The sequence below is a fragment of the Shinella sumterensis genome (assembly GCF_004514425.2).
Taxonomy (GTDB): domain Bacteria; phylum Pseudomonadota; class Alphaproteobacteria; order Rhizobiales; family Rhizobiaceae; genus Shinella; species Shinella sumterensis.
Genome location: NZ_MYFN02000001.1, coordinates 686071 through 709148 on the forward strand (window position 1 = coordinate 686071; position 23078 = coordinate 709148).

General features: G+C 63.7%; 21 protein-coding genes. 11 read left to right on the plus strand and 10 right to left on the minus strand.

The window, feature by feature from the left end; translation table 11 throughout:
- Nucleotides 1-121: 121 nt before the first annotated feature.
- Complete coding sequence (katG, locus tag B5M41_RS03250) at nt 122-2305, plus strand: catalase/peroxidase HPI (protein ID WP_230639964.1); 2184 nt, start codon at nt 122-124, stop codon at nt 2303-2305.
- A 187-nt stretch (nt 2306-2492) separates the two neighbouring features.
- Nucleotides 2493-4784 carry an FdhF/YdeP family oxidoreductase gene (locus B5M41_RS03255; RefSeq protein WP_134648751.1) on the plus strand — a complete coding sequence of 764 codons (2292 nt, stop codon included), beginning with the start codon at nt 2493-2495 and terminating at the stop codon, nt 4782-4784.
- Here B5M41_RS03255 and B5M41_RS27130 read toward each other — a convergent pair.
- Nucleotides 4679-5362 carry a hypothetical protein gene (locus tag B5M41_RS27130; RefSeq protein WP_167718983.1) on the minus strand — a complete coding sequence of 228 codons (684 nt, stop codon included), beginning with the start codon at nt 5360-5362 and terminating at the stop codon, nt 4679-4681. The two genes, B5M41_RS03255 and B5M41_RS27130, sit on opposite strands and share 106 nt — an antisense overlap.
- Before the next feature lie 154 nt (nt 5363-5516).
- Here B5M41_RS27130 and B5M41_RS03265 point away from each other — a divergent pair, with 154 nt between their 5' ends.
- Genes B5M41_RS03265 through B5M41_RS03275 form a run of 3 tightly spaced genes read left to right on the plus strand, consistent with a single transcriptional unit; the run spans nt 5517 to nt 8682 of the window.
- Nucleotides 5517-6344 carry a transporter substrate-binding domain-containing protein gene (locus B5M41_RS03265; RefSeq protein WP_134648753.1) on the plus strand — a complete coding sequence of 276 codons (828 nt, stop codon included), beginning with the start codon at nt 5517-5519 and terminating at the stop codon, nt 6342-6344.
- A 59-nt stretch (nt 6345-6403) separates the two neighbouring features.
- Nucleotides 6404-7684: an NAD(P)/FAD-dependent oxidoreductase gene (locus tag B5M41_RS03270; RefSeq protein WP_134648754.1), complete on the plus strand. Its 1281-nt coding sequence runs from the start codon at nt 6404-6406 to the stop codon at nt 7682-7684.
- 26 nt (nt 7685-7710) lie between these two features.
- Nucleotides 7711-8682 carry an amino acid ABC transporter permease gene (locus B5M41_RS03275; protein WP_134648755.1) on the plus strand — a complete coding sequence of 324 codons (972 nt, stop codon included), beginning with the start codon at nt 7711-7713 and terminating at the stop codon, nt 8680-8682.
- A gap of 12 nt (nt 8683-8694) precedes the next feature.
- On the opposite strand, the gene B5M41_RS03280 is transcribed toward B5M41_RS03275, so the two are convergent.
- Together B5M41_RS03280 and B5M41_RS03285 are read right to left on the minus strand one after the other, a co-directional pair.
- The gene (locus B5M41_RS03280; protein ID WP_134648756.1) at nt 8695-9507 is read right to left on the minus strand and encodes a PfkB family carbohydrate kinase; all 813 of its coding nucleotides are present in this window, start codon (nt 9505-9507) and stop codon (nt 8695-8697) included.
- Between the two features lie 81 nt (nt 9508-9588).
- Nucleotides 9589-10602: an SIS domain-containing protein gene (locus tag B5M41_RS03285; protein WP_134648757.1), complete on the minus strand. Its 1014-nt coding sequence runs from the start codon at nt 10600-10602 to the stop codon at nt 9589-9591.
- 193 nt (nt 10603-10795) lie between these two features.
- Between B5M41_RS03285 and B5M41_RS03290 the strand changes: the two genes are divergently transcribed.
- The 4 genes from B5M41_RS03290 (at nt 10796) to B5M41_RS03305 (ending at nt 13490) form a co-directional block, all read left to right on the plus strand.
- Entirely contained in the window at nt 10796-11527 is a 732-nt protein-coding gene (locus B5M41_RS03290; protein ID WP_134648758.1) for a GntR family transcriptional regulator, read from the plus strand.
- A gap of 29 nt (nt 11528-11556) precedes the next feature.
- Entirely contained in the window at nt 11557-12336 is a 780-nt protein-coding gene (locus tag B5M41_RS03295; RefSeq protein ID WP_134648759.1) for an SDR family NAD(P)-dependent oxidoreductase, read from the plus strand.
- An 11-nt stretch (nt 12337-12347) separates the two neighbouring features.
- A complete protein-coding gene (locus B5M41_RS03300) occupies nt 12348-13097 on the plus strand; it encodes an SDR family NAD(P)-dependent oxidoreductase (protein WP_134648760.1) in 750 nt (249 codons plus the stop codon).
- A 90-nt stretch (nt 13098-13187) separates the two neighbouring features.
- Nucleotides 13188-13490 (plus strand): plasmid stabilization protein, encoded by a 303-nt coding sequence (locus B5M41_RS03305; RefSeq protein ID WP_134648761.1) that lies wholly within the window; start codon nt 13188-13190, stop codon nt 13488-13490.
- A 21-nt stretch (nt 13491-13511) separates the two neighbouring features.
- Here B5M41_RS03305 and B5M41_RS03310 read toward each other — a convergent pair whose 3' ends face one another.
- Nucleotides 13512-14588: an ROK family protein gene (locus tag B5M41_RS03310; protein WP_134648762.1), complete on the minus strand. Its 1077-nt coding sequence runs from the start codon at nt 14586-14588 to the stop codon at nt 13512-13514.
- A 108-nt stretch (nt 14589-14696) separates the two neighbouring features.
- Between B5M41_RS03310 and otsB the strand changes: the two genes are divergently transcribed.
- Both otsB and B5M41_RS03320 read left to right on the plus strand, forming a co-directional pair.
- A complete protein-coding gene (otsB, locus tag B5M41_RS03315) occupies nt 14697-15509 on the plus strand; it encodes a trehalose-phosphatase (protein WP_134648763.1) in 813 nt (270 codons plus the stop codon).
- Nucleotides 15510-15563: 54 nt separating this feature from the next.
- Nucleotides 15564-16010: a PPC domain-containing DNA-binding protein gene (locus tag B5M41_RS03320; RefSeq protein WP_134648764.1), complete on the plus strand. Its 447-nt coding sequence runs from the start codon at nt 15564-15566 to the stop codon at nt 16008-16010.
- Between the two features lie 42 nt (nt 16011-16052).
- Here B5M41_RS03320 and derI read toward each other — a convergent pair whose 3' ends face one another.
- Genes derI through B5M41_RS03350 form a run of 6 tightly spaced genes read right to left on the minus strand, consistent with a single transcriptional unit; the run spans nt 16053 to nt 22368 of the window.
- Nucleotides 16053-16514, minus strand: a complete 462-nt coding sequence (gene derI, locus B5M41_RS03325) for a D-erythrulose-4-phosphate isomerase (RefSeq protein ID WP_134648765.1) — start codon at nt 16512-16514, stop codon at nt 16053-16055.
- Nucleotides 16515-16528: 14 nt separating this feature from the next.
- The gene (locus B5M41_RS03330) at nt 16529-17299 is read right to left on the minus strand and encodes a triose-phosphate isomerase (RefSeq protein ID WP_134648766.1); all 771 of its coding nucleotides are present in this window, start codon (nt 17297-17299) and stop codon (nt 16529-16531) included.
- A gap of 28 nt (nt 17300-17327) precedes the next feature.
- The gene (locus B5M41_RS03335; RefSeq protein ID WP_134648767.1) at nt 17328-18272 is read right to left on the minus strand and encodes a sugar-binding transcriptional regulator; all 945 of its coding nucleotides are present in this window, start codon (nt 18270-18272) and stop codon (nt 17328-17330) included.
- Nucleotides 18273-18315: 43 nt separating this feature from the next.
- Entirely contained in the window at nt 18316-19251 is a 936-nt protein-coding gene (locus B5M41_RS03340; protein ID WP_134648768.1) for a sugar phosphate isomerase/epimerase family protein, read from the minus strand.
- Between the two features lie 8 nt (nt 19252-19259).
- The gene (locus B5M41_RS03345; RefSeq protein WP_134648769.1) at nt 19260-20771 is read right to left on the minus strand and encodes a glycerol-3-phosphate dehydrogenase; all 1512 of its coding nucleotides are present in this window, start codon (nt 20769-20771) and stop codon (nt 19260-19262) included.
- Nucleotides 20772-20817: 46 nt separating this feature from the next.
- Complete coding sequence (locus B5M41_RS03350; protein WP_134648770.1) at nt 20818-22368, minus strand: FGGY-family carbohydrate kinase; 1551 nt, start codon at nt 22366-22368, stop codon at nt 20818-20820.
- Nucleotides 22369-23078 lie beyond the last annotated feature (710 nt).

A 23078-nucleotide genomic window follows, 5' to 3' on the forward strand; every position in this document is an offset into this window, starting at 1 on the left:
CATCAGTCGGCTATGAAGGAGGCAACGAAGGCGCGGCGATCTGTTTGCCGTCATGCAAGGCGGCTAAGGTCGTTTTGTGCTTTCCGCCGATCACTGGGCATTTGACGAACAGGAGACCATCATGGACCAGAAAACCGACACCGCGGGCAAGTGTCCCGTCGCGCATTCCGTCACGAAGGGTCGCTCCAACCGCGACTGGTGGCCGGACCAGCTGGATGTCCAGGTGCTGCACACGCATTCCACCCTGTCGGACCCGATGGGCGAGGCCTTCAATTATGCCGAGGAATTCAAGAAGCTCGACCTGGACGCGCTGAAGCAGGACCTCCATGCGCTGATGACGGATTCGCAGGAATGGTGGCCGGCGGACTTCGGTCATTACGGCGGCCTCTTCATCCGCATGGCCTGGCACTCTGCCGGCACCTACCGCATCACCGACGGCCGTGGCGGTGCGGGCATGGGCCAGCAGCGCTTTGCGCCGCTCAATTCGTGGCCTGACAACGTCAACCTCGACAAGGCCCGCCGCCTTCTCTGGCCGATCAAGCAGAAGTACGGCAACRAGATCTCCTGGGCCGACCTGCTCATCCTGACCGGCAACGTTGCGCTCGAATCCATGGGCTTCAAGACTTTTGGTTTCGCCGGCGGCCGCGCCGACGTCTGGGAGCCCGAAGAGCTGTATTGGGGCCCGGAAGGCACCTGGCTCGGCGACGAGCGCTATAGCGGCGAGCGCGAACTGGCAGAACCCCTCGGCGCCGTCCAGATGGGCCTGATCTACGTCAACCCGGAAGGCCCGAACGGCAACCCGGACCCGCTCGCATCGGCGCGCGATATCCGTGCCACCTTCGCCCGCATGGCCATGAACGACGAAGAGACCGTCGCGCTCATCGCCGGCGGCCATACCTTCGGCAAGACCCACGGCGCGGGCGATGCCTCTTTCGTCGGCATCGATCCCGAAGGCGGCGAGCTGGAAGCACAGGGTCTCGGCTGGAAGAGCACGTTCAATTCCGGCGTCGGCAAGGATGCGATCGGCAGCGGTCTGGAAGTCACCTGGACCTCGACGCCGACCAAGTGGAGCAACAACTTCTTCTGGAACCTGTTCGGCTACGAGTGGGAACTGGAAAAGAGCCCGGCTGGCGCGCACCAGTGGGTCGCCAAGGGCGCCGGTGCCACGATCCCGGACGCGTTCGATCCGAACAAGAAGCACCTGCCGCGCATGCTCACCTCGGACCTCGCGCTGCGCTTCGACCCGGAATACGAGAAGATCTCCCGCCGCTTCCTGGAGAACCCGGACCAGTTCGCCGATGCCTTTGCGCGCGCCTGGTTCAAGCTCACCCACCGCGATATGGGCCCCAAGGCCCGTTACCTCGGTCCGGAAGTGCCGGCTGAAGACCTGATCTGGCAGGATGTCATCCCCGCTGTCGACCATCCGCTGGTCGACGAGAAGGATATCGCGGATCTCAAGGCCAAGGTTCTGGCCTCCGGTCTTTCGGTGCAGGAACTGGTGTCCACCGCCTGGGCTTCGGCCTCGACCTTCCGCGGTTCCGACAAGCGCGGCGGCGCCAATGGCGCACGCATCCGCCTGGCTCCGCAGAAGGATTGGGAAGCCAACCAGCCGGAACAGCTTGCCCGCGTGCTCGGCGTTCTCGAAGGCATCCAGTCGGACTTCAATGCAGCCCAGACCGGCGGCAAGAAGATCTCGCTTGCCGACCTTATCGTGCTCGCCGGTGGCGCGGGTGTCGAGAAGGCGGCGAAGGATGGCGGCCACGACGTGACCGTGCCTTTCACGCCCGGCCGTATGGATGCGTCTGCCGAACAGACGGATGCGGCCTCCTTCGCTGCGCTCGAGCCGCGTGCCGATGGCTTCCGCAACTATGTGAACGCCAACCGCAAGCAGTTCCTCAAGGCAGAAGAAGCCCTCATCGATCGGGCTCAGCTCCTGACGCTGACCGCACCGGAACTGACGGTGCTGCTCGGCGGCCTGCGCGTGCTGAAGACCGGTGCGCCGGAGCATGGCGTCTTCACGCACCGCCCGGAAACCCTGACGAACGACTTCTTCGTGAACCTGCTCGACATGGGCACGGTCTGGGCCCCGCTCGCGGGCCAGAACGGCGTCTACGAAGGCCGCGATCGCAAGACGAACGAGGTCAAGTGGACCGGCACCCGCGTCGACCTGATCTTCGGTTCGCATGCCCAGCTGCGTGCACTTGCCGAAGTCTACGGCTCGTCCGACGCCCGCGAGAAATTCGTGCGCGACTTCGTCGCTGCCTGGAACAAGGTCATGAACGCCGACCGTTTCGATCTCGCCTGATCGAACGATCGTCGCATCGAAAACGCCGCGGACAACCTCCGCGGCGTTTTTGTTTGGAAGGCGAACGGGCCGATGCGGGCCATGTCCGGCGCGGGCAGCGCTCTCCATCCCGCTTGATAGGCGTTGCCTATCAAGCCATACGAACCGTCCCCTTGATCATTCCTGACGGATCGCAAATATCGCGGCCATGGACACACCCTTTATCGGTAAGAAATCCTCCGCGGCTGGTGGCTGGGGAGCGCTGAAGAGCTGCGGCAAACGTCTTCTGGAGAGCGGCATGCCGATCTCCGGGGCACGCACCCTGCTGAAGGCCAACCAGCCCGACGGCTTCGATTGCCCGGGCTGCGCCTGGGGCGATCCCGCCCATGGCTCCTCGTTCGAGTTCTGCGAGAATGGCGTGAAGGCCGTCGCGTGGGAATCGACCGAAAAGCGGGCGACGCCGGCCTTTTTCGCCGCCAGCACCGTTTCCGAACTGCGCAAGCTCAGCGATTACGAGCTGGAGCGAAACGGGCGGCTGACGCATCCGATGCGCTATGATGCGGCAAGCGACAAATATCTGCCGGTGGCCTGGGACGAGGCCTTTGCGGAGATCGGCGGCATTCTCAAGGGGCTCGATAGCCCGGATCGCGCCGAATTCTACACATCCGGCCGCGCCAGCAACGAGGCGGCCTATCTCTATCAGCTTTTCGTGCGCATCTACGGGACCAACAATTTCCCCGACTGCTCGAACATGTGCCACGAGGCGAGCGGCGTCGGCCTGAAGCAGGCGATCGGCGTCGGCAAGGGCACGGTCCTGCTGGAGGATTTCGAAGCGGCGGATGCGATTTTCGTGATCGGCCAGAACCCCGGCACCAACCATCCCCGCATGCTGGGCGACCTGCGCCGTGCGGCCATGCGCGGCGCGCGCATCGTCGTCTTCAATCCGATCCGCGAACGCGGGCTTGAGCGCTTCTCCGACCCGCAGGACAAGATCGAGATGCTGCGCGGCGGGGCGACGGACATCGCCAGCCACTATTTCCAGCCGCAGCTTGGCGGCGACATGGCCGCCGTGCGCGGCATGGCAAAGGTCGTGCTGGCGGCCGAAGATGCGGCGGTTGCCGCCGGTCTTCCTTCCGTTCTCGACCACGCTTTCCTTGCCGAGCACTGCGCCGATTTTGCCGCCTACCGCGCGGCGGTCGATGCGACGGGCTGGGACGCGATCGAGGATCAATCGGGCCTCACGCGTGCCGAGATCGAACGGGCAGCCGAGGTCTATATGAAGGCCGACCGGGTGATCTGCACCTGGGCGATGGGTGTCACGCAACATATCCATTCCGTTGCGACGATCCGCGAGATTGCCAACTTCATGTTCCTGCGCGGCAATATCGGCCGGCCCGGGGCCGGCCTCTGCCCGGTGCGCGGCCATTCCAACGTTCAGGGCGACCGCACCGTCGGCATCAACGAGAAGCCGCCGAAGGCTTTTCTCGATGCGCTGGAGACACATTTCGGTTTCACGGTACCGCGCAAGGACGGGCACAATGTGCTGTCCGCCATCGGCGCCATGCTGGACGGGTCGGCGCAGGTCTTTATCGGCCTTGGCGGCAATTTCGCGCGCGCGACACCCGACAGCGCCCTCGTCGAGAAAGCTCTGAGTGGCCTCAAGCTCACGGTCAACATCGCCACCAAGCCCAATCACTCGCACCTGATGCCGGGCGAAGTGTCCTATATCCTGCCCTGCCTGGGCCGCACGGAAATGGACCTCAACTCAGCCGGCCAATCGCAGCTGATCAGCGTCGAGGACTCCATGAGCATGGTGCACGGCTCGGCGGGCATCAATCGCCCGGCCTCGCCGCATCTGCTGTCCGAAGTCGCGATCATTGCCGGCATCGCGGCGGCGACCGTCGGCGACGGCGTCGTCGACTGGCGGGCGCTCGCCGACGACTACGACCGGATCCGCGACCATATCGAGGCAACCATTCCGGGGTTCGAAGACTACAACAAGCGTCTGCGCAAGCCGCGCGGCTTTCACCTGCGCAACACGGCGGCCCACCGCGAGTGGAGCACGCCGGCCGGCAAGGCGACCTTCTTCACCGGCCCGCTGCCCTCGGAGACGGTGCACCAGCGCGCCAAGCGCGGCGGCGGACGCTATGCGCTGCAGACCTTCCGGTCGCACGACCAGTACAACACCACGGTCTATGGCCTCGACGATCGCTATCGCGGCGTCTATGGCGAACGCCAGGTGATCTTCATCCATCCGGAAGACCTGAAGGCCATTGGGGCCGAAGCCGGCGAACGTGTGGACGTCGTCGGTGATCATGACGATGGCGTCGAGCGTATCGCCGCCGATTTCCGCTTCGTGCCCTACGATATCCCGCGCGGCAGCATTGCCGGGTATTATCCGGAACTGAACGTGCTCGTGCCGCTCGCCAGCGCCGGCGAGGAGAGCGACACGCCGACCTCCAAGTCGATCATGGTGACGTTCCGCAAGCGGGCGGCGTGAGCGCCGCGGCACCCGATGCGGACGACTTCCTTGCGGCAGTCGGGCAGTTGCAGCAAAGAGATCCTGGCCTGACCGCGCTCGAGGCCGGACTTCTTGTCGCCGCCCACGCCGATATTGCCCGCGACAGCCGCACCTTTTCGCGGCTGCTCGACATCGAGCATGCGCTGGTGCTGCGCGCGGTCAACGGCCTCGCACAACGCGAAGGATTGCTGCATATCGAAAAGCGGGATGGCCGCACAATGCGCACGCATTTCACACTCGGTGAGGCGGCGGCGCATCTTTTCGCGGAGGATATGCGGTGAAAAAAAGCCCCGCACGAAGCGGGGCAGCAAGCGCCACGGTTTGGCTCCCGGTGACGCGGGGAAGCTCGCGAGAACGCGAGTAACCCCAACTACGGTTTTGACCATCGGCAAGGAAGGTCTGATATGGCGAATCGGGTACGGTTGATTAAATAAACCTGCGTGAGAAATTATCTTGCGGGCTTCAAGGCGGGAACGCATTTGCGTAGGACGGTTCGCTCGCCGGATCGTGTGTTTACAGGTGCGGGCGCGCCGCTTAGCCGCCAGCACCTCGATCATCACCCCATCACCAAAACCTATGACGTGATCTTATTGTTTCATGAGGTTCCGGTCGCTTCACGCTTGACACAGAAAGCCGTGCGCTGACAGATTTCGTTGTCAGACATCTTACATAATAATGGGGATCAAGGCTGACCTACCGAAGGAGGACCATATGAAAACGCTCTTCATGCGATTTGCCGCCGGCGCCGCGTTCCTGGCGGCTGCGGTATCGGCACAGGCCGGAGAAACGCTCGACCGCGTCATGGAAAAGAAGGCGATGGTTGTCGCCACGAACAGCGGCTGGCCACCCCAGAGTTACCTCGACGACAACAACGAGATGGTCGGCTTCGACATCGACGTGTCGCGCGAGATCGCCAAGCGCCTCGGCGTCGAGGTGAGCTTCGATACGCCGGACTGGCAGACATTGACGGGGGGCCGCTGGCAGGGTCGGTACGACCTCGGCGTCGGCTCGGTCACGCCCACCAAGGCACGCGCGCAGGTCATCGACTTCGTCGGGATCTATTATTACAGCCCCTATGTCTATGTCGTGCACAAGGACAGCGAGGCCAAGTCCGTCAACGACCTGAACGGTAAGGTCATCGGTGTCGAGACCGCGACGACGTCCGAAGACTTCATCAACCGCCGCCTCGAGATCGATGCGCCCGGCCTTCCGCCTGTGGAGTACAAGCTGGAAACGGGCGAGATCCGCACCTTCGCGGATTCCATGCTGCCCTTCGACGATCTGCGCCTTGGCGCGGGCGTTCGCCTCGACGCCGTCATCGCGCCGGAACAGACGGCGATGAACGCCATCAAGAACGGTTATCCGGTCAAGATCCTCGAAGGGGAATATGCCTTCCGTGAGCCGCTGGTCGTCATCGCGGAGAAGGTCGACCCGGAATGGACCGCGAAGGTCGGCGGGATCATCGAGGAAATGAAGAAGGACGGGACGCTGGGCCAGCTGACCACCAAGTGGTACGGCAAGGATTACAGCGCCGACTGAGGCAAGGCCGGCGCGGGCGGTCTTCGTCCGCGCCATTCATTTCCAGGGGGAGCATGCCGATGGCCTATCCGGACACCTATTACAAGAGAACCATGGCGGACGGCGCGACGCGCCCGGCCCTTTCGGGCACGGTCGAATGCGACGCGGTCATCATCGGTGGGGGCCTGGCCGGTCTGTCGACCGCCCTGCAACTCGCACGGGCCGGCAAGCGCGTCGCGGTGCTGGAGGCCGAAAGCGTCGGCTTCGGCGCGTCGGGACGCAACGGCGGCTTTGTCAGCGCCGGCTATGCGACTGATGGCGACGATATCGCCCGGATCGCGGGCAAGGAAACGGCACGCAAGCTCCACATGCTTTCCATCGAGGGTGTGGATTTCGTTCGCGACAATATCAGGGCGCTCGGCATCGACGATGCCAAACCTGTGCCCGGCCTCATGAGCGTGCTGCGCTACGACGATGCTGCAAGTCTCAAGGCCTATGCCGATCAGACCCGACACGACTACGGCTATGAACTCGAATATATGGACCGCGACGCCGTTCGGTCAGTCCTGAAGTCGGAGCGCTATTTTCAGGCGCTGCGCAATCCGAACGCCTTTCACATCCATCCCCTGAACTACCTGCGCGGGATCGCACGCGAGATCGAGCGTCTCGGCGGGTTGATCTTCGAACAATCTCCCGCAACGGCGACGGCGCTTTCCGGACCCGAAAAGCGGGTGAAAACCGCAGGCGGCGAGGTGCGGGCGCGGGACGTCGTGTTTACGACGGGCGGCTATACGGGCGGCCTCAACGGCAGGCTGAAGCGCTCCTTCCTGCCGATCGCGACGTATGTCATGGTCAGCGAAGAGGCGCCGGAGCTGATCGCGTCGGCCATCGCCACGCGCGACGCCATCGGCGACAACCGCAGGGCAGGGGATTATTACCGCGTCATCGACGATGGCCGCCGGCTTCTCTGGGGTGGACGCATCACCACGCATGCCGCCTCGACGGCCGGTCTCGTCAAGGAGCTGCGTGCGGAGATGGTCGGCACCTATCCGCAGCTCGCCGGCCTTAAAACGGAACTCGCCTGGTCGGGCCTCATGTCCTATGCCCGCCACCTGATGCCCCAGATCGGCCGCATGAGCCCGGGTGTCTGGTATTGCACCGCATTCGGCGGGCACGGGCTGAACACCACGGCGATCGGCGGCAAGGTGATTGCCGAAGGCATTCTCGGCGCCAGCGATCGCTACCGGCTCTACGAGCCTTTCGGCCTCGTATGGGCCGGCGGCCTTGCGGGGCTTGCGGTGGCGCAACTCACTTACTGGAAGCTTCAGGCACAGGACTGGTGGCGCGAGCGCGCAGCCTGAACGTCTGACACGGGAAAGGACGAAACATGATCGGTCGGCTGATACTCTCCTATCCCGAAACCGCGCGCAGGGTCGGGAGCCTGCTGATCCTCGCCTTCGTGGTAGTGGCCCTCTATGCCCTTGGGGTGAGCCCGGCGTGGATGGGCCATCTGCTGCCGTCGTCGGCGGAGTGGGTCAAAGCCAATCCGGGTATCGGCCGGCTCGTCTCGGCACTGCTGATCGCGCTGATACTCGCCGCGAACTGGAAGGCGTTGCGCCAGCTTTCACGGCGCCAGCAGATCGTGGCCGTCTGGCTCGAGCTCTTCGCGTTGCTGATGCTGTTCTTCTATTCCTTCGATCTGTCCTTTGCCTTCATCGCCAAGAAGATCGGCTTCCTCATTTCGCAGGGCGTCGTCACCACGCTCTATATCTCGGCCATTTCGATCGTCATCGCGACGATCATCGCGCTCGCCGGCGCGATTGCCAAGCTGTCAAGCAATGGCGTGATCTACGGGCTTGCGACATTCTACACCTCGCTTTTCCGCGGTCTGCCCCTGCTCATGCAGATCTACATCATCTATCTCGGCCTGCCGCAGGTCGGTTATGTGATCGGCGCCGTGCCGGCGGGCATTCTTGCGCTCTCGCTCTGCTACGGCGCCTACATGACGGAAATCTTTCGCGCCGGCATCCAGAGCATCAATCGCGGCCAGACGGAGGGTGCGACGGCGCTCGGTCTGAGCCCCGCCCAGACCATGATGCTGGTCATCCTGCCGCAGGCGATGCGTGTCATCATCCCGCCCACCGGCAACCAGTTCATCGCCATGCTGAAGGATTCCTCGCTCGTCTCGGTCGTCGGTGTCTGGGAGATCATGTATCTCGCCCGCACGCAGGGCCAGACCGAGTTCCGCCATATCGAGATGCTGATCACCGCGTCGATGATCTACTGGATCCTGTCCATCGGCCTGGAATTCGCCCAATCCCGCATTGAAGAGCGCTTCGGCCGCTTTAACGCTCGTTAAAGGGGACTGGCGTCAGAACGGCTGCGGTTCCTGCAGGAAGCCGCCAATATGGGTGCAGGTCAGTGCCGCATGGTCACGCCCGGCTATGAGGCAATCCAAAAGCGGCCGTTTGGCGATACGGGCGGCCAGGAAGCCCGCGATGAAGCTGTCGCCTGCACCTGTTGTATCCACGACCGGTACGGTCAAGCTGCCGATCTCGACGCGTTCATGCCCGTCGCCGGCAATCGAGCCGTCGCTGCCACGGGTGACCACGGCAAGGGGTGCACCGTCGTCAAGCAGCTTACGCAGCATAGTCTCTGCCTTGCCATGGTCGTCGCCCGCTGAGGCAAAGACGACGGAAAGGCCCGCGATGCCCAGATCGGCCGGATTCGCATTGACGGAAATATCCTGTGAGATGCTGACGCCCGCCGCTGCAAGGGTTCGCCGCAGGGCGCCGCCATCGTCCAGCCAGCCGATATGGACATGGTCCATGGTCTTGAGAACCGCGGTTTCCGTATCGTCGGGCCTGTAGCCGGCACAGGCGCCGAAATCCTCGTGGACGAAGATGCGCTCACCCGAGGGCGTGATCTCGATATCGGTATAGGCCGTTATGCCGGGGCGTTTGCGCAGATATGTGACGTCCACCCCGTTTGCGGCCAGCGCCGCGCTCGTCCGCCGGCCGTCTGTGTCATCGCCGACCGCGCCGAAGTAGAGCGCCGTATGTCCAAGCCGCGCAAGCTGCACGGCGACATTCACCGCGTTCCCGCCCACGAGCGATTGCGAAAGCGGCGGGCCGAAGCGATCTATGCAGTTATCGCCGACGGCGGCGAACTTAAGGCGCGTCATGAGCATATCAGGGCAAGGCTCTGAAATTATGGACGTCGGCTCCTGCATTGCCGGCTTTCAGGCTATCGTCAAGCCGCGGTTTCAATAGGCGACCCGCTTGTAGTAGCGCCGGGTCGTCAGCGGATGATTGCGCATGACCTCCAGATGGGCGCTGATACGTTCGAGAACGGTTGCCAGCACCACGGGTGAGGCAAGCGCCCGGACCTCTGCCGAAAGGCCGGGTAGCGCAAAGGCGGCGGTGTCGAGCACGGTCAGCCTGTCGGTATATTGCGGTACGAAGGATGCCACGCGCTCTGCCAGCGGCCGCAATTCGTCTTCGCCCTTGAAGAGGATGACGCTGACATCCTTTTCCACCAGTTCCAGCGTGCCGTGGAAGAAGTCGGAGGCGTGGACGGGGCGGGTGCGTATCCACTGCATCTCTTCCAGGATGCACATGCCGTAGTAGAACGCTTCGGGCCAGACGTTCCCCGCGCCGGTGATGATATGATAGTCCGATCCGGCCAGAACCTTCGCAAAGGCTTCCGCCTTTGGCTCGTAGGCGCGCTTCACCTCCAAGAGCAGTTCAGGCATGCGATCCAACCCGGCGACGATATCATCGTGGTTCGCGATCTCGCCGCGATGGTGCAGGATCGCCAGCGCTATGAAGAGGGATTGCAGGTAGAAGGATTCCGACGAGGTATCGTCGGCCGCGGCGTTGACGAAGACATGATCGCCGCCTTGCCCGAGCGGCGTATCCGCATTGCCGACAAGGGTGAGCACGGTGGCGCCGATCAATTTCAGCTTCTCCAGCAGCGCCACGCTTTCCTTCGTCGTGCCGGAAAGCGACGGCATGACGACGATGGACCTGTTCGTCAGATGTGCGGAGCCGGTGATGACGAGTTCGGCCGGCATGTCGATGAAGGCGGGAAAGCGCGAGCGCCGTTGCAAAAGCTGGGCTGCCGGCTGCATCAGGATCGCCGCACCGCCCGTGCCCAGAAAGAAGATGTTTTCGGCGCCGGCGTCGAGGCAACCGGCGATAACGGTTTCCAGGCGCTGCCGCAATGCGACTGCGCCGGCCTGGATGCGGAGGAATCTCTGTTCGTCGAAGTTCAGCATGACGGCTCTTCCTGAAGAATGCGAAAGTTGTAAGACAACTGACATCATGACTATCGTCTGTCAAGACGGGCCCGACGGCCTGCTGCGCCGTTGTATGGAATCTCGCTTGTTGGCGCCCAGTCAACCTCGACCTTGACCGGCCCGGATTTGTCAGACAAGAAAGGACAGGATCAACGATCAAACGAGGCTTACGGTGGAGGAACCTCTGCGCGATTCGCGCACGCTTGCCGTTCAACTCCGCGACCGGATCGCCGACCTCATTCGCGGGGAGGGGCTGAAGCCGGGCGACAAGCTGCCGACCGAAGCCCAGTTGACCCAACGCTTCAAGATTTCCCGCCCCGCGCTGCGCGAGGCGCTGAAACTGCTCGAGCAGGACGACGTGATCTTTGTCGAGCACGGCCGAGGCCGTTTCGTCTCCGCGCTGTCGGCCGTGCAGGTCGACCGGCCGATCACGGCTTTCGAGAGCGTGACCGACATGGCGCGCCAATACGGCTACCGGCCGGTCAACCGCGTGTTGTCGATCGCGGAGGAGGCGCCTGACAAGCGGGTCGCGGAAAGCCTGCGGCTGGCGCCGACGGACCGTGTTATCCGCATCGAGCGTATCCGCCTGCATGACGACACGCCCATTCTCTACTGCGTCGACTACCTGCCGCGCGCTCTTGTTCCAGGTCCGCTCTATGACATCGAGTGGAGCGGGTCGTTGCTCGACCTCATGGAACGGTACGGAAATCGCCCGCGCATGTCGGCGGCCAGCGTTTCGGCCGTCATGCTGCCCCAGGACGTGATCGACCGACATGGCCTGCGCGATTTCGGCCCCGCCCTGCTCATCACGGAAACCTGCTTCAACGCTGCGGGCGAACCGGTGAACTACGCCATCGATTATCATCGTGGCAGCCATTTCTCCTTCAGCCTGACGCGCAAATAGCGACCAGACGTTTCACATCAGAGGTGAATATGACCGAAGAGATCAATCGGAAAGTAGCGCTCGTGGCCGGCGGTGCCGGCGGCATGGGAATAGCAATCGCGGCTCGTCTCGCCGCGGCCGGTTACGCCGTCGCCATTGCTGACCTCGCCTCCGAGCGCCTGACCTCGGCGGTGGCGGCGCTGACGGCACAGGGTGCCGACGTGCTCAGCGTGTCACTCGATATCCGCAAGGTTTCCGCCTGCGCGGCCGCCGTCGAAGCCGTCATCGGCTGGCATGGCCGTCTCGACGTGCTGGTCAACGCGGCCGGCGTCTGGCGCGAGGGCGATGCCGTCACGATGACGGAAGACGATTGGGATCTCGTTCTCGACGTCAACCTCAAGGGGGCGTTCTTCCTGATCCAGGCGGCCATCCCGCACCTCGCCGCGGGCGCTGCCATCGTCAACATCGCTTCGGATGCCGGTCTCGTCGGCAACAACGGCGCATCGATCTATTGCGCGTCCAAGGGTGGGCTCGTGCTGCTGACCAAGGCGCTGGCACTGGAGCTTGCACCGCGGCAGATCCGGGTCAATGCCGTTTGCCCCGGCGATGTCGCCACGCCGATGATCGACTTCCAGGCCGAGCGCTATGGCGGCGGCGACCCGGAGGGCTACAAGGCAAAGCTCCTCTCGAACTATCCGCAGCAGGCGGCCGCCCGCTTCATCCGGCCCGAAGAGATTGCGCGCATGGTGGCCTTCCTGTGCGAGGAGAGTGCCGCCCCGATCACCGGTGCCGCCCTTTCGATCGATTTCGGCGTGACGGCCGGCTACTGAGGAGGGCGCACATGCAGCGCAAGACCGCGATCATCACGGGGGCGGGCGCCGAGGACGGCATTGGCTTCGCCTGCGCCAGAAGCCTGGCCGAAGAGGGCCTCGCCGTTCATCTCGTCGCCACCAGCGAACGCATCCTCCAACGGGCGCAGGAACTTCGGGCTGCCGGCTTTTCGGCAACGGGTCATATCTGTGATCTGACCGCAAAGGCTGCGGTCGAGAACCTGCGCCGTGTGACCGGTCCCGCCGCCATCCTCGTCAACAATGCCGGCATGGGAAGTCTCGCGCAGCCGGCATTGCAGCGCGAATTCGTCGATCTCGAGGAGGCCGATTGGGATCGCGGCATCTCCGTCACGCTGAAGACCGCCTTCCTCGCGACCCGCATCTACCTGCCGGAGATGTTGGCGGATGGCTATGGCCGTATCGTCAACGTGGCGTCGGTGACCGGGCCCTATGTCGCCAATCGCGGAGAAACGGCCTACTCCGCGGCCAAGGCCGGGATGGTGGGCATGACGCATGCGCTTGCGCTGGAAGCCGGCCCGCGTGGCGTCACGATCAATGCCGTCGCGCCGGGCTGGATCGATACCGGCGCTTCCACCGACGAAGAACGCCGCGCGGCGAAGGCGACACCCTGCGGCCGTGCCGGCCGGCCCGACGAGGTTGCCGCAGCCGTCACCTTCCTTGCCTCGCCGAAGGCCAGCTACATCAACGGCGCCGTGCTGGTGGTGGACGGCGGAAACATCCTGCAGGAAACAAAGAGCTGACATCCGGCTCCGGCGACGTTCGGGCAGCATGGAACATCGCGCGGGTCCTCTCGTTTGGGCATCATCCATGCAACAGCCAGGAGACCCGACATGCCCCAGGGAGACAAGTCCGCCTATACCGACAAGCAGAAGCGCAAGGCCGAGCATATCGAGGAAGGCTACAAGGAGCGCGGTGTTTCGAACGATGAAGCCGAGCGCCGCGCCTGGGCTACCGTCAACAAGGATAGCGGCGGCGGCAACAAATCCGGCTCGGGCCGAGGCAAGGCTGACACGAATGCCTCCGCCAAGAAAGGCGGCCGGAAGGGTGGCGCCGCGTCGGCTGATCGCCCTGCATCGGAGCGTTCGGCCAGCGCCAAGAAAGCCGCCGAAACCCGCAAGGAGAGGCATCATTGACGCGACGGGCCTCGTGCCAGCCTAGTCCTGTTTTCGAACGAAGCTTGCGTTGCCGAGGCCGGTTCCGATGGTGATTGCGCCCCAATGGTCGACATCGGCCATGCGGGGCACTTCCGACAGGCCCTGAACGACCGCGTCGTTGTGCATGATGACGAAGGTCGGGTGGTCCGCGATCTGCGGGATCGCTTTGCGAAGCGCTTCGGGCAGGTTGAAATGGGTGCTTTCCCAGTTGCCGCCTGGAAGGTTCTGGCCGCCGCGGGCAATCGAACCGTCCGCTGCGATGATCCCGGGACATCCGATGCCGATCACGGGCGCCAGCGCGATCTTCGCCTTCTTCGCCTTGGCGATCAGGTCCTCGATCATGCTGACCAGATAGGCGATGGTCGCGGTGCGTCGCGGTTCGTCCTCGGCGTGACGCCACAGTTCCGATTTCCACACCTTTGCCTTCGAGAAGTCCGGTTTCTCATCGAGATTGAGCTTCACGATGCCGGCGCGGATATTGGTCCCGCCGATATCGACGGCAATGATGGCGTCGTGGCCCCGAAGCATCCAGGCAGGAATGAGATGGACCGCGCCGATGAGACCAGCCTTGTCAGGGTGATGCTCGATCGGCAGAACGTCCACCTTCATTCCGGCCGCCTTCAGCAGCAAGCCGGTTCGCGCGATCGCCATAAGGCCCGACAGGCTGTCCTTGAACCCGCCGCCGACCACGATCTTCTTTACGCCCTTCCACGGGTCTTCCTTCATGTAGCGGGTCAGGACGCCCGCGAGCTCCCGTGAAAAATCGTCGATGGCGGAAAGCACAAGGGCAGCCTTCTCCGTTTCGAGCTGGTCCAGAAGGGCGTCGACGTCTTTCTTCGAGAGGTCGCCCGTTGCAATGTCTCCGAGGGGATCCGATCCACCGTCCCGCGCTCGCTTGCGCCAATCATCGAGCATGTCGCGGAAGGCAGACTTATTGGCGCGGTCGCCGATGAAACCGTCCTTGTCACGGACCTCCAGGTTGTAACTTGCCACCGTCACCGCCGGCAGATCCTCCGCGCCATGGGCGACGGGCGCCGCACTCCCGTTGCTCTCCTGCGGTTTTTTCTTCTTTGCCATGCCAGCTCCCAGCCCCCGTGACGAAACGCAGAACCCAAATGCGGGGCGATGAAACTTGTTCCGGCACGCCCCCTTGCCGGGCCGGATTTACGATCTACTTGCAATGCCATGACTGAACTGGAGAAATTGCGTCCGTCGGACGCGGCCACCCGCCGTCTCGTTCGCCGCCTCGTCGACGAACCGGAGCGTTGGGCACTCTTCCTCGATATCGATGGCACGCTGCTCGACCTTGCGGCGACGCCCGATGCCATTCAGGTCCCGCTGTCGCTCGCTTCGGATCTCAGTGCCGTTTCGGCCCGTCTCGGCGGCGCGCTGGCGCTCGTGACAGGCCGGAGCCTTCCTTACGCCGATGGCCTCTTCGCACCGCACCGCTTCCCCATAGCCGGGCTGCACGGCGCGCAATTCCGCAGCGCGGATGGCAAGGTGAATGCCGTCGTCGAGACCCCGGCTTTCGCGGCCATCAAGCTGCGCCTGCTGCAGCAGACGGCATGGATGGAGGGCGTGCTGATCGAGGACAAGGGTGCTGCCGTCGCAGCCCATTACCGGCTGGCGCCCGCCTATGACAAGGCGCTCGAGCAGATCATGCGTGCCTTCGCCGAGGAGGCGGGACCGGACTGGGTGCTGCAGCCCGGCAAGATGGTGTTCGAAATCCGGCCGTCGCGCGCCGACAAGGGGGAGGCGGTTGCGTCCTACCTGGAAGAGCCCGTGTTTGCCGGGCGCCTGCCGATCGCGATCGGCGATGATCTCACCGACGAATCCATGTTTGCGCTGGCCAATGCGCGGGGCGGGCAGTCGATCCGCGTCGGTTCGCTGTCGACCGAGACCTGTGCGCTCGCCAAGGCGTCCTCCCCCTCCGCGATCCGCTCGGCGCTGGCGACCGTTGCGTCCTCAAGCGGCGAGAAGAAGGCTTCTGCGTCGTAGAGGCCGGAACCCAAACCGGCTCTGCGCCTTTCCCTTTGGGACAAGGAGAAAACAATGAAGCACAAATTGCTGGCAAACGACGCGGGTGAACGCACCTTCATCCTGATCCTCGAAGAAGGCGATGAGGCTTTCGCATGTCTCACCGCGTTCGCGCAGCAGGAACGCACCACGGCGGCGTCCGTCACCGCCATCGGCGCTTTCCGGTCGGCGACCATCGCCTTCTTCGAGTTCGAGACGAAGAACTACAAGCGGATACCTGTCGAGGTGCAGTCGGAGGTGCTCAGCCTGATGGGTGACATTGCCGTCGATGACGAGGGCAAGGCGAGCCTGCATCTTCACGTCGTGCTCGGCCTGTCCGATGGGAGCACGAGGGGCGGCCATTTCCTGGAAGGCCATGTGCGGCCGACATTGGAGGTGGTGGTGCGCGAAACGCCGGCGAAACTGCGCCGCAGGCGCCGTGCCGAACTGGGTATCGCGCTGATCGATATCGGCCAGGCTTGAAAAGAAGGGCGGAGACGGCCGTCTCCGCCCTTCAAGGCCGGCTCACTTGCCGGCGGTGTTGTACTTGGCGTCGACCTCGTTGATGGCGTTGACGTTGCCGGCCGAGCGGCCGTTTTCGTCGAAGGTCTGGGCCAGGAAGGCGTCCGCGATGGTCTTTGCGACTTCCGAACCGATGACGCGTGCGCCCATCGTGATGATCTGCGCATTGTTGGACAGCGCCGCGCGCTCGGCCGAATAGGTATCGTGGGTCAGCGCAGCGCGGATGCCGGGCACCTTGTTGGCTGCGATGCACACGCCGATGCCAGTGCCGCAGACGAGGATCGCGCGGTCATATTCGCCGGCGATGACGGCGGAGGCGACACGGTCGGAGAGGGTGGCGTAGAACGCATCCGGGCCGGCATCGGTACGCGAGACTTCGTGCACCTCGTGGCGGTCCTTGAGGTAATCGGCGAGAACCTTGGCGAGGCCTTCGCCCGCGCTGTCACCGGCAATAGCAAGTTTCATGGTGCAACTCCTTTTCAGATGGTGGCGGCGCAACGCGCCAGGATGTCGAGATAGCCTTCAACCTTCCAGGCTGAACGGCCGATGAAAAGCCCGTCGATATTCGGGCAGGCGATCAGTTCTTCGCAGTTCAGCGGATTGACCGAGCCGCCGTAGAGGCACGGGATCCGGCGGCCGAGGATATCCTCCGCGACCTTGGCGATTTCGGCATGCCGTGCATCGGCATAGTCGGCAGTTGCCGGAATGCCCTTTTCGCCGATTGCCCAGACGGGCTCATAGGCGAGCAGGACTTCCGCTTCCTTCTGTGCGCCCTGGAGTTTTCCGAGGGCGCCGCGAACCTGCTGCGCCAACACCGCGTCGGCATTGCCGCTTTCCCGGTCCGCGAGCGTTTCACCGATGCAGATGAGCGGCACGAGGCCATGACGCACGGCGGCCTCCGTCTTCAGGCCGACAGCCTCGTCCGTCTCCCCGAAATGCTCGCGGCGTTCGGAGTGGCCGAGTTCGACGAGGTCGAGATTGCAGTCCTTCAGCATGACCGGAGAAATCTCGCCGGTCCACGCGCCCTCGTCGGCCCAGTGCATGTTCTGTGCACCGACCTTGACGGAGGTCTCGGCAAGCAGCGCCTTGACCTCGCGCACCGCGGTGAAGGGCGGGATGATGAAGCGCTGGATGCGGGCATGGCGATCCTTGTCGGCAGCCTTCAGGCCTTCGGCGAACACCTTTGCCTCGGCCAGCGTCTTGTTCATCTTCCAGCTTGTGCCGACCCAGAAGTTCCGGCCGTCGCTCATGGTGTATTCTCCCTCGTCATTGTGTGCCTCATGCGGAGCTTTCTAGCAGAAGACGAGCGGTTCGCTCGTCGGTGATCAGGCCGTGAAGCTTGTAGCTGTGCAGAACGGCCCGGATGGCTTCGGTCTTGGCCGGGCCGCCGGCAATGGCGACGATGCGATCCCGGCCGGACTCGGTGAAGGAGGCCGCAAGCGTTCGTGCCGTCACGGACGTTTCCAGGATACGGCCCTTGTTGTCGAAGAAGTGGCCGAGCAGTTCGCCGATGCCGCCAAGCGCTGCGATTTCCTCCAGCTCGTCGGCGTGCAGCATGCCGGAGGTGACGAGGTGCGCCTGGCTGTCCACCGTTCCGATGCCGACGATCTTCAGATCGGCGCTGCGGGCGAGATGGAACACATCGCGGACGCCGCGCTGGGCAAGCAACACCTCGCGGTCGTCCTCGGTATTGGCGAAGAAGGGTACGGGCATCACATAGGCTTGCCTGCCGGTCTTTGCCGCAAGCTGATGCATGACGTCATAGGGATTTGTCGCATAATCGCGGGTGAGCCCGCCCAGCAGCGAGACGAAACGCGTATTGCCTGCGCTGATGCGCGGCAGGTGATGGACGGCGGCCGACAGCGTGCGGCCATGACCAAGGCCGATGACGGCAGCCGCGCCGCCCTCGATTTCCCGGCGGAGGAAATCCGCGCCGGCATGGCCGAGCGCCGTCAGCGCAAGCGCATCATCGTCGACATCGGGTGCGACCTCACAGTAATCCAGACCGTAGCGCTCCGAAAGCGTGACCTCCAGGTTGACGCATTCGGCAATATCGCCGTCGATGCTGACCTTCACCACGCCCTCGGCCACCGCACGGGAGATCAGCCGGTGCGCCTTGCCCGAGGGAATGCCGAGCCGCTTGGCCACGGCTGACTGGGTGAAGCCCCCGACATAGTGCAGCCAAGCGGCACGGACGGCGAGGGAATCTTCGTTTTCGGTCATCGATGATGTCCTGTCCTGCTGTCATCCCGCGGGGCCGGGTTATTCAGCCTGCTTTCAGATCGGATGCACCGGTATCGATATGCGGCGCCCAGAAGGCAATGCTTTCGGCAATCTGCGGGATGACCTCGCGGTCGTTCGGTTCGCGTTCCTTGAAGGAGAGTTCGAGGCAGATCTCGTTGTCGACCGCACCGCCTTCGGCAAATGCCTTCAGCAACGGTTCCGGCTGGATGCGGCCCTTGGCGTTGAATGCGGCGGTGAACGGCCGGTGGCCGCCCTTGTCCATCAGGCTCTGCTTGATGTGGATGATCGGCGATACCGTCGGAACCGCGCGTGCCCAGGCATAGGGGTCGTAGTCGTCGGGATTGTCGGACGTCACGTCCCCATGGTCGATATCGGCCATCATCCACATGGGAACCGCCATGGTTGCCGCCGTCAGGCGCTCCTGCAGGGCGAGGCAGGCGTTGATCGTCTCGCCGAATTCGCGCCCGACGCTCATCGGTTCCCAGAACACGTAGGAGAGGCCGGCGTCCCGGGCGTGGTCGGCGACCTCTGCCCAACAGTCGATGGCGATCTTGATCAGCTCTTCACGACGGACCGGATCATCGTAGTCCTTGTAGGTGAAGATCGCGAACTGGGTGCCGACGGACTGGCCGCCGAGATCGCCGATGATGTCGGCGAAGGTCTTGAACCAGTCGATGTAATAGCGCCGCACTTCAGCGTCGGGGTGGCCGAAATGATTGAGCCGGCCATAGGGGCCGGTCATGCCGGACGTGACACGCACGCCCGTGCGCTGGAGCGCGCGGTCCATCTGTCGCGTCAGGCGGCGGATCGTATCGGCGTTCCAGCTTGGATTGATGAACTCATGGGTCAGCTGAAGATCGCGCAGCCGGAGATCCCGTGCGACCGTATCGATGAGGTCGTCAGGGTCGGCGAAGCGGTTGACGAGCGGATTGGTGTTGAGCGAGAGCGTCAGGGGCATGGTTTTCCTCACGCCGCTGCAAGGCGGCTGGTGCTGAACCAGTCAGCGAAGGCGGCCCGTTCGGCTTCCGTCAGGTGGAGGTAGTGCTTGGTGCGGCGATAGAGAATGTCCTGCGCCGTCAGCGCCCATTCGTTCTCGACGAGATAGCGGGCTTCCGCCTCGTAGAGCTGCCCGCCGAAATGCCGGCCGAGGTCTTCGATGCCGGCGGCATTGCCGACGACGGCCTTCGTGCGCGTCCCATAGAGGCGCCCATAGTGCTGGACGAGCTTGCGCGGCATCCAGGGATAGATGTCCCGCAGGCCGTTGGCGAAGGTCTCGTAGTCGGCATTCAGCATGTCGCCGCCGGGCAGGGGCGCCTTCTCGGTCCAGTCGGCGCCCATGTTCGGGAAGATATGTTTCAGGCGGTGCATGCCGCGCTCGGCAAGTTCACGGAACGTCGTGATCTTGCCGCCGAATACGTTGAGCAGCGGTGCGCCGCCGGTTTCGTCGAGATCGAACACATAGTCGCGGGTAACGGCTGAGGGGTTGCCCTTGCCGTCGTCAAAGAGCGGGCGCACGCCGGAGAAGGAATGCAGCACGTCCTGACGGCGAAGCTTCTCCTTGAAGTAGCGGTTCACGGCCTTCAGCAGGTAATCGATCTCCGCCTCGTCGGCGGCAACGTCCTCGGCGCGGCCCTCATAGGCGATGTCGGTGGTGCCGATCAGCGCCTTGTCGCCCTCGTAGGGATTGATGAAGATGACGCGCTTGTCATGGTTCTGGACCAGATAGGCGTTCGCGCCCGCCCAGAACTTCGGAACGATGATGTGGCTGCCCTTCACGAGGCGGACATTGCGCGCGGAATTCGAGCCGGCGACGCGGTTGATGATGTCGGTCACCCAGGGGCCGGCACAGTTGACGAGGCACTTGGCGCGGAACGTGCGGGTCTCGCCCGTCACGCTGTTCTGGGTCGTGACGGTCCAGGCGCCATTCTCGCGGCGCGCCGATACGGTGGGCGAGCGGGTCAGGACGACGGCGCCTTTCTCGGCGGCGCCGATGGCGTTCAACGTCACGAGGCGGGCGTCGTCCACCCAGCAATCGGAATATTCGAAGCCGCGGGTGTACTGGTCAAGGATCGGCGTGCCCTCGGGATCGCGCTTGAGGTCCAGCGTGCGGGTGCCGGGCAGTTTCTTGCGGCCGCCGAGATGGTCGTAGAGAAAGAGGCCAAGCCGCACGAGCCAGGCCGGCCGGTCCTCGGGACTATGCGGCAGAACGAAACGCATCGGCCAGATGATGTGCGGAGCGGCGTTGAGCAGCACCTCACGCTCGATCAAGGCTTCGCGGACCAGACGGAACTCGTAATATTCCAGGTAGCGAAGGCCGCCATGGACCAGTTTTCCCGAGCGTGAGGAGGTGCCTTCGGCAAGGTCGTCCTTTTCGCTCAGCACGACGGACAGGCCGCGTCCGGCAGCGTCGCGTGCGATGCCCGCGCCGTTGATGCCCCCGCCGATGACGAAGAGGTCAATAAGCTGTGGCTCTGTCATATCAGTCTCCTCTGGCGCCGCCGCAGCGGCACGATCATCGTTTTCCTCAGCGCGCGGCAAGGATGTCCCAGGCGGGCGCGATGCCCCGGCGCACATCCGCGTAGGCGGTAAAGAGGCGTGTCATGCGTTCGGACGCTTCCATGTCGGGCTGTTCGGCCGCGCCGAGCTCGGGCGTCACCCAGTCGGCGATGCAGTCGTCCATGGTACGGTAGGCGCCGATGGCGACGGCTGCCATCATCGAGGCGCCTGCGGCTCCGGCTTCTTCGCGCGTGCTGACGCGCACCGGCGCTCCAAGGGCGGCGCCGAGCGTGCGTCGAAGGGAGGCTGACCGGGCTGCTCCGCCGCTCACGCGCAGTTCCGAGGGCAGGGCGCCCATGGCGGCATAACAATCGCGTGTCGCCATTCCGAGACCCTCGACCACCGCGCGAACGAGATCGGGATAGCGGTGGCGGCTGGAAAGGCCCGTGAAATTGGCGCGCGCGCGGGCGTTGACGAAGGGCCCGCGTTCCCCGGCTTCCGAAATATAGGGGTGATAGAGAATGTTGCCCGGCTTGCTTGCCGCAAACCATTGGTCGACGCGGGCGATCATCTCGTCCAGCCCGACGCTGACACCGAATTCGCCCAGCATATCGGCGCCCAGTTGCAGCAGCCAGTCGAGATTGATGGTCGCGCCCATATTGGTCTGGACCTGGGTGACGATGCCGGGAATCGGAAGCGCGATCACATAGCCGGTTCGTTCGGCGTTCAGCACGACGTCTTCCACAGCCGTGGCCAACAGGTGAACGCCGGTCGAGCCGATGGCGGAGCAGGCCGCGTTGCGGCCGTCGCTGCGCACGCCGGCACCCAGCGCCGTCATGCACATGTCGACATAGCCAAGACTAACAGGCGTTCCGGCTCTCAGGCCCGATGCCGCTGCCGCCTCTGTAGTCAGCTTGTGCGACGTCTGTGTGCCGTCGATGACCTCGGGCAGCAAGTTGCGCCGGTGCGTAAGGCCCAGCGCGGCCAGCACATCCGTATCGTACTGGCGTGTGCGGAAATTGCCGAAGGTGAAGCTGACTTCGGAAGGATCCGTCGCACGCACGCCCGTCAGGTTGAGATAGAGCCAGTCCTTGCAGTGCATGGCCGTCTCCGCGCCGGCAAGAAGCTCCGGATAATAACGGTCCATATGGGCAAGCTGCGTGCCCTGCTGGCAGGTGTTGAGCCCGGTTCCCGTCGCCTCGAATCGGGCGCGGTCCGCATCTGTCGCGGCAAGGCGCTCGACGGTGGAGGCGGCACGGGCATCGAGCCATAGCCACGCGTCCCCAACCGGCCGATTGCCGGCGCCGACGAGCCAGGTGCCGTCGCCCTGGGCGGTAACCGCGATGGCGGCGGTGCGCTCAGCAAGACGAGCGACCTTGTCCGCCAGGCCGCGAAGCGCGCGCGTGCAGTCGTGCCAGGTCTGGTCGAGGGACTGCGTGACGGAGCCGTCGTCGCCGGTCGTGTAGGTGTTGCGCACCGATGCGCTGGCAATCTGGCGACCGTTCAGGCTGAAGGCCACTGCCTTCATGACCGATGTGCCGGCGTCGATGCCGATGATCAGGTCCTGCGCATCAGTCATGGCGCACCCGTGCAACGGCATCCGCCGCGTTGCCTGATCCAAAACAGGGCATTCAGTCCTCCCGACACGTCTTTCCGGAAGCGCGTGGTTTCCTTGACCCGTCGGTGATGCCGCCCCGCAAGGGAAAATAACGCTGATATTCCGTACCTCGACGCAGAAGATAACACAAAGTTATCGCGTGTCTCGGAAAAAATTTCGGGCAATGGAGTTTTTTTCAACGTAGGCGGACGTTCTACGACATGTGGATTGGACGTGATTTTCAACGTGTAGGCGCGACGAGCAGGGTTTTGGGCGCTTCCTCCAACGTCGCCCAATCCTCAGGCGCACTGAATTAGTTTTGTCGATAAATGCATTAATATCAGTTGTATTTTGGATTTTTCTCAAGGTAATTATCCGCCATTCCTCATGTTCTACCGGTGCCGCAAATATCAATGTTTCCTGTGGGTGCGGCACGGCGCGCCAATGTGGATTACCGCAAAAAGTCCGATTGACAGCTTGTGTTAAGTTAACATATGTGTTGGGACATATAACGTGCACATACCGCAGATGCGAAGGTTTGTGCAATGCAGCGCGAGGCGGGTGAGGAGATCTGGCCAGCGCGTTCATGGGAGGACGTCGTGACATCTTCTGGTCTTCAGATCCCCTTAAACGGACATCGCGTAAGCGGCGTGCCGCTTCTGTCGTTGTCGTCCTCGCTGAAAACCTCCTCG

Bases quoted from the DNA above. Each gene is read 5' to 3' on its own strand.
- B5M41_RS27130 (WP_167718983.1), bottom strand. From the start codon at position 5,362: ATGATCGAGGTGCTGGCGGCTAAGCGGCGCGCCCGCACCTGTAAACAC.
- B5M41_RS03340 (WP_134648768.1), bottom strand. From the start codon at position 19,251: ATGCCCCTGACGCTCTCGCTCAACACCAATCCGCTCGTCAACCGCTTC.
- B5M41_RS03350 (WP_134648770.1), bottom strand. From the start codon at position 22,368: ATGACTGATGCGCAGGACCTGATCATCGGCATCGACGCCGGCACATCG.
- B5M41_RS03330 (WP_134648766.1), bottom strand. From the start codon at position 17,299: ATGAGCGACGGCCGGAACTTCTGGGTCGGCACAAGCTGGAAGATGAAC.
- B5M41_RS03335 (WP_134648767.1), bottom strand. From the start codon at position 18,272: ATGACCGAAAACGAAGATTCCCTCGCCGTCCGTGCCGCTTGGCTGCAC.
- B5M41_RS03295 (WP_134648759.1), top strand. From the start codon at position 11,557: ATGACCGAAGAGATCAATCGGAAAGTAGCGCTCGTGGCCGGCGGTGCC.
- B5M41_RS03255 (WP_134648751.1), top strand. From the start codon at position 2,493: ATGGACACACCCTTTATCGGTAAGAAATCCTCCGCGGCTGGTGGCTGG.
- B5M41_RS03305 (WP_134648761.1), top strand. From the start codon at position 13,188: ATGCCCCAGGGAGACAAGTCCGCCTATACCGACAAGCAGAAGCGCAAG.
- B5M41_RS03285 (WP_134648757.1), bottom strand. From the start codon at position 10,602: ATGCTGAACTTCGACGAACAGAGATTCCTCCGCATCCAGGCCGGCGCA.
- B5M41_RS03280 (WP_134648756.1), bottom strand. From the start codon at position 9,507: ATGACGCGCCTTAAGTTCGCCGCCGTCGGCGATAACTGCATAGATCGC.
- B5M41_RS03275 (WP_134648755.1), top strand. From the start codon at position 7,711: ATGATCGGTCGGCTGATACTCTCCTATCCCGAAACCGCGCGCAGGGTC.
- B5M41_RS03310 (WP_134648762.1), bottom strand. From the start codon at position 14,588: ATGGCAAAGAAGAAAAAACCGCAGGAGAGCAACGGGAGTGCGGCGCCC.
- derI (WP_134648765.1), bottom strand. From the start codon at position 16,514: ATGAAACTTGCTATTGCCGGTGACAGCGCGGGCGAAGGCCTCGCCAAG.
- B5M41_RS03300 (WP_134648760.1), top strand. From the start codon at position 12,348: ATGCAGCGCAAGACCGCGATCATCACGGGGGCGGGCGCCGAGGACGGC.
- B5M41_RS03345 (WP_134648769.1), bottom strand. From the start codon at position 20,771: ATGACAGAGCCACAGCTTATTGACCTCTTCGTCATCGGCGGGGGCATC.
- B5M41_RS03265 (WP_134648753.1), top strand. From the start codon at position 5,517: ATGAAAACGCTCTTCATGCGATTTGCCGCCGGCGCCGCGTTCCTGGCG.
- B5M41_RS03270 (WP_134648754.1), top strand. From the start codon at position 6,404: ATGGCCTATCCGGACACCTATTACAAGAGAACCATGGCGGACGGCGCG.
- B5M41_RS03320 (WP_134648764.1), top strand. From the start codon at position 15,564: ATGAAGCACAAATTGCTGGCAAACGACGCGGGTGAACGCACCTTCATC.
- otsB (WP_134648763.1), top strand. From the start codon at position 14,697: ATGACTGAACTGGAGAAATTGCGTCCGTCGGACGCGGCCACCCGCCGT.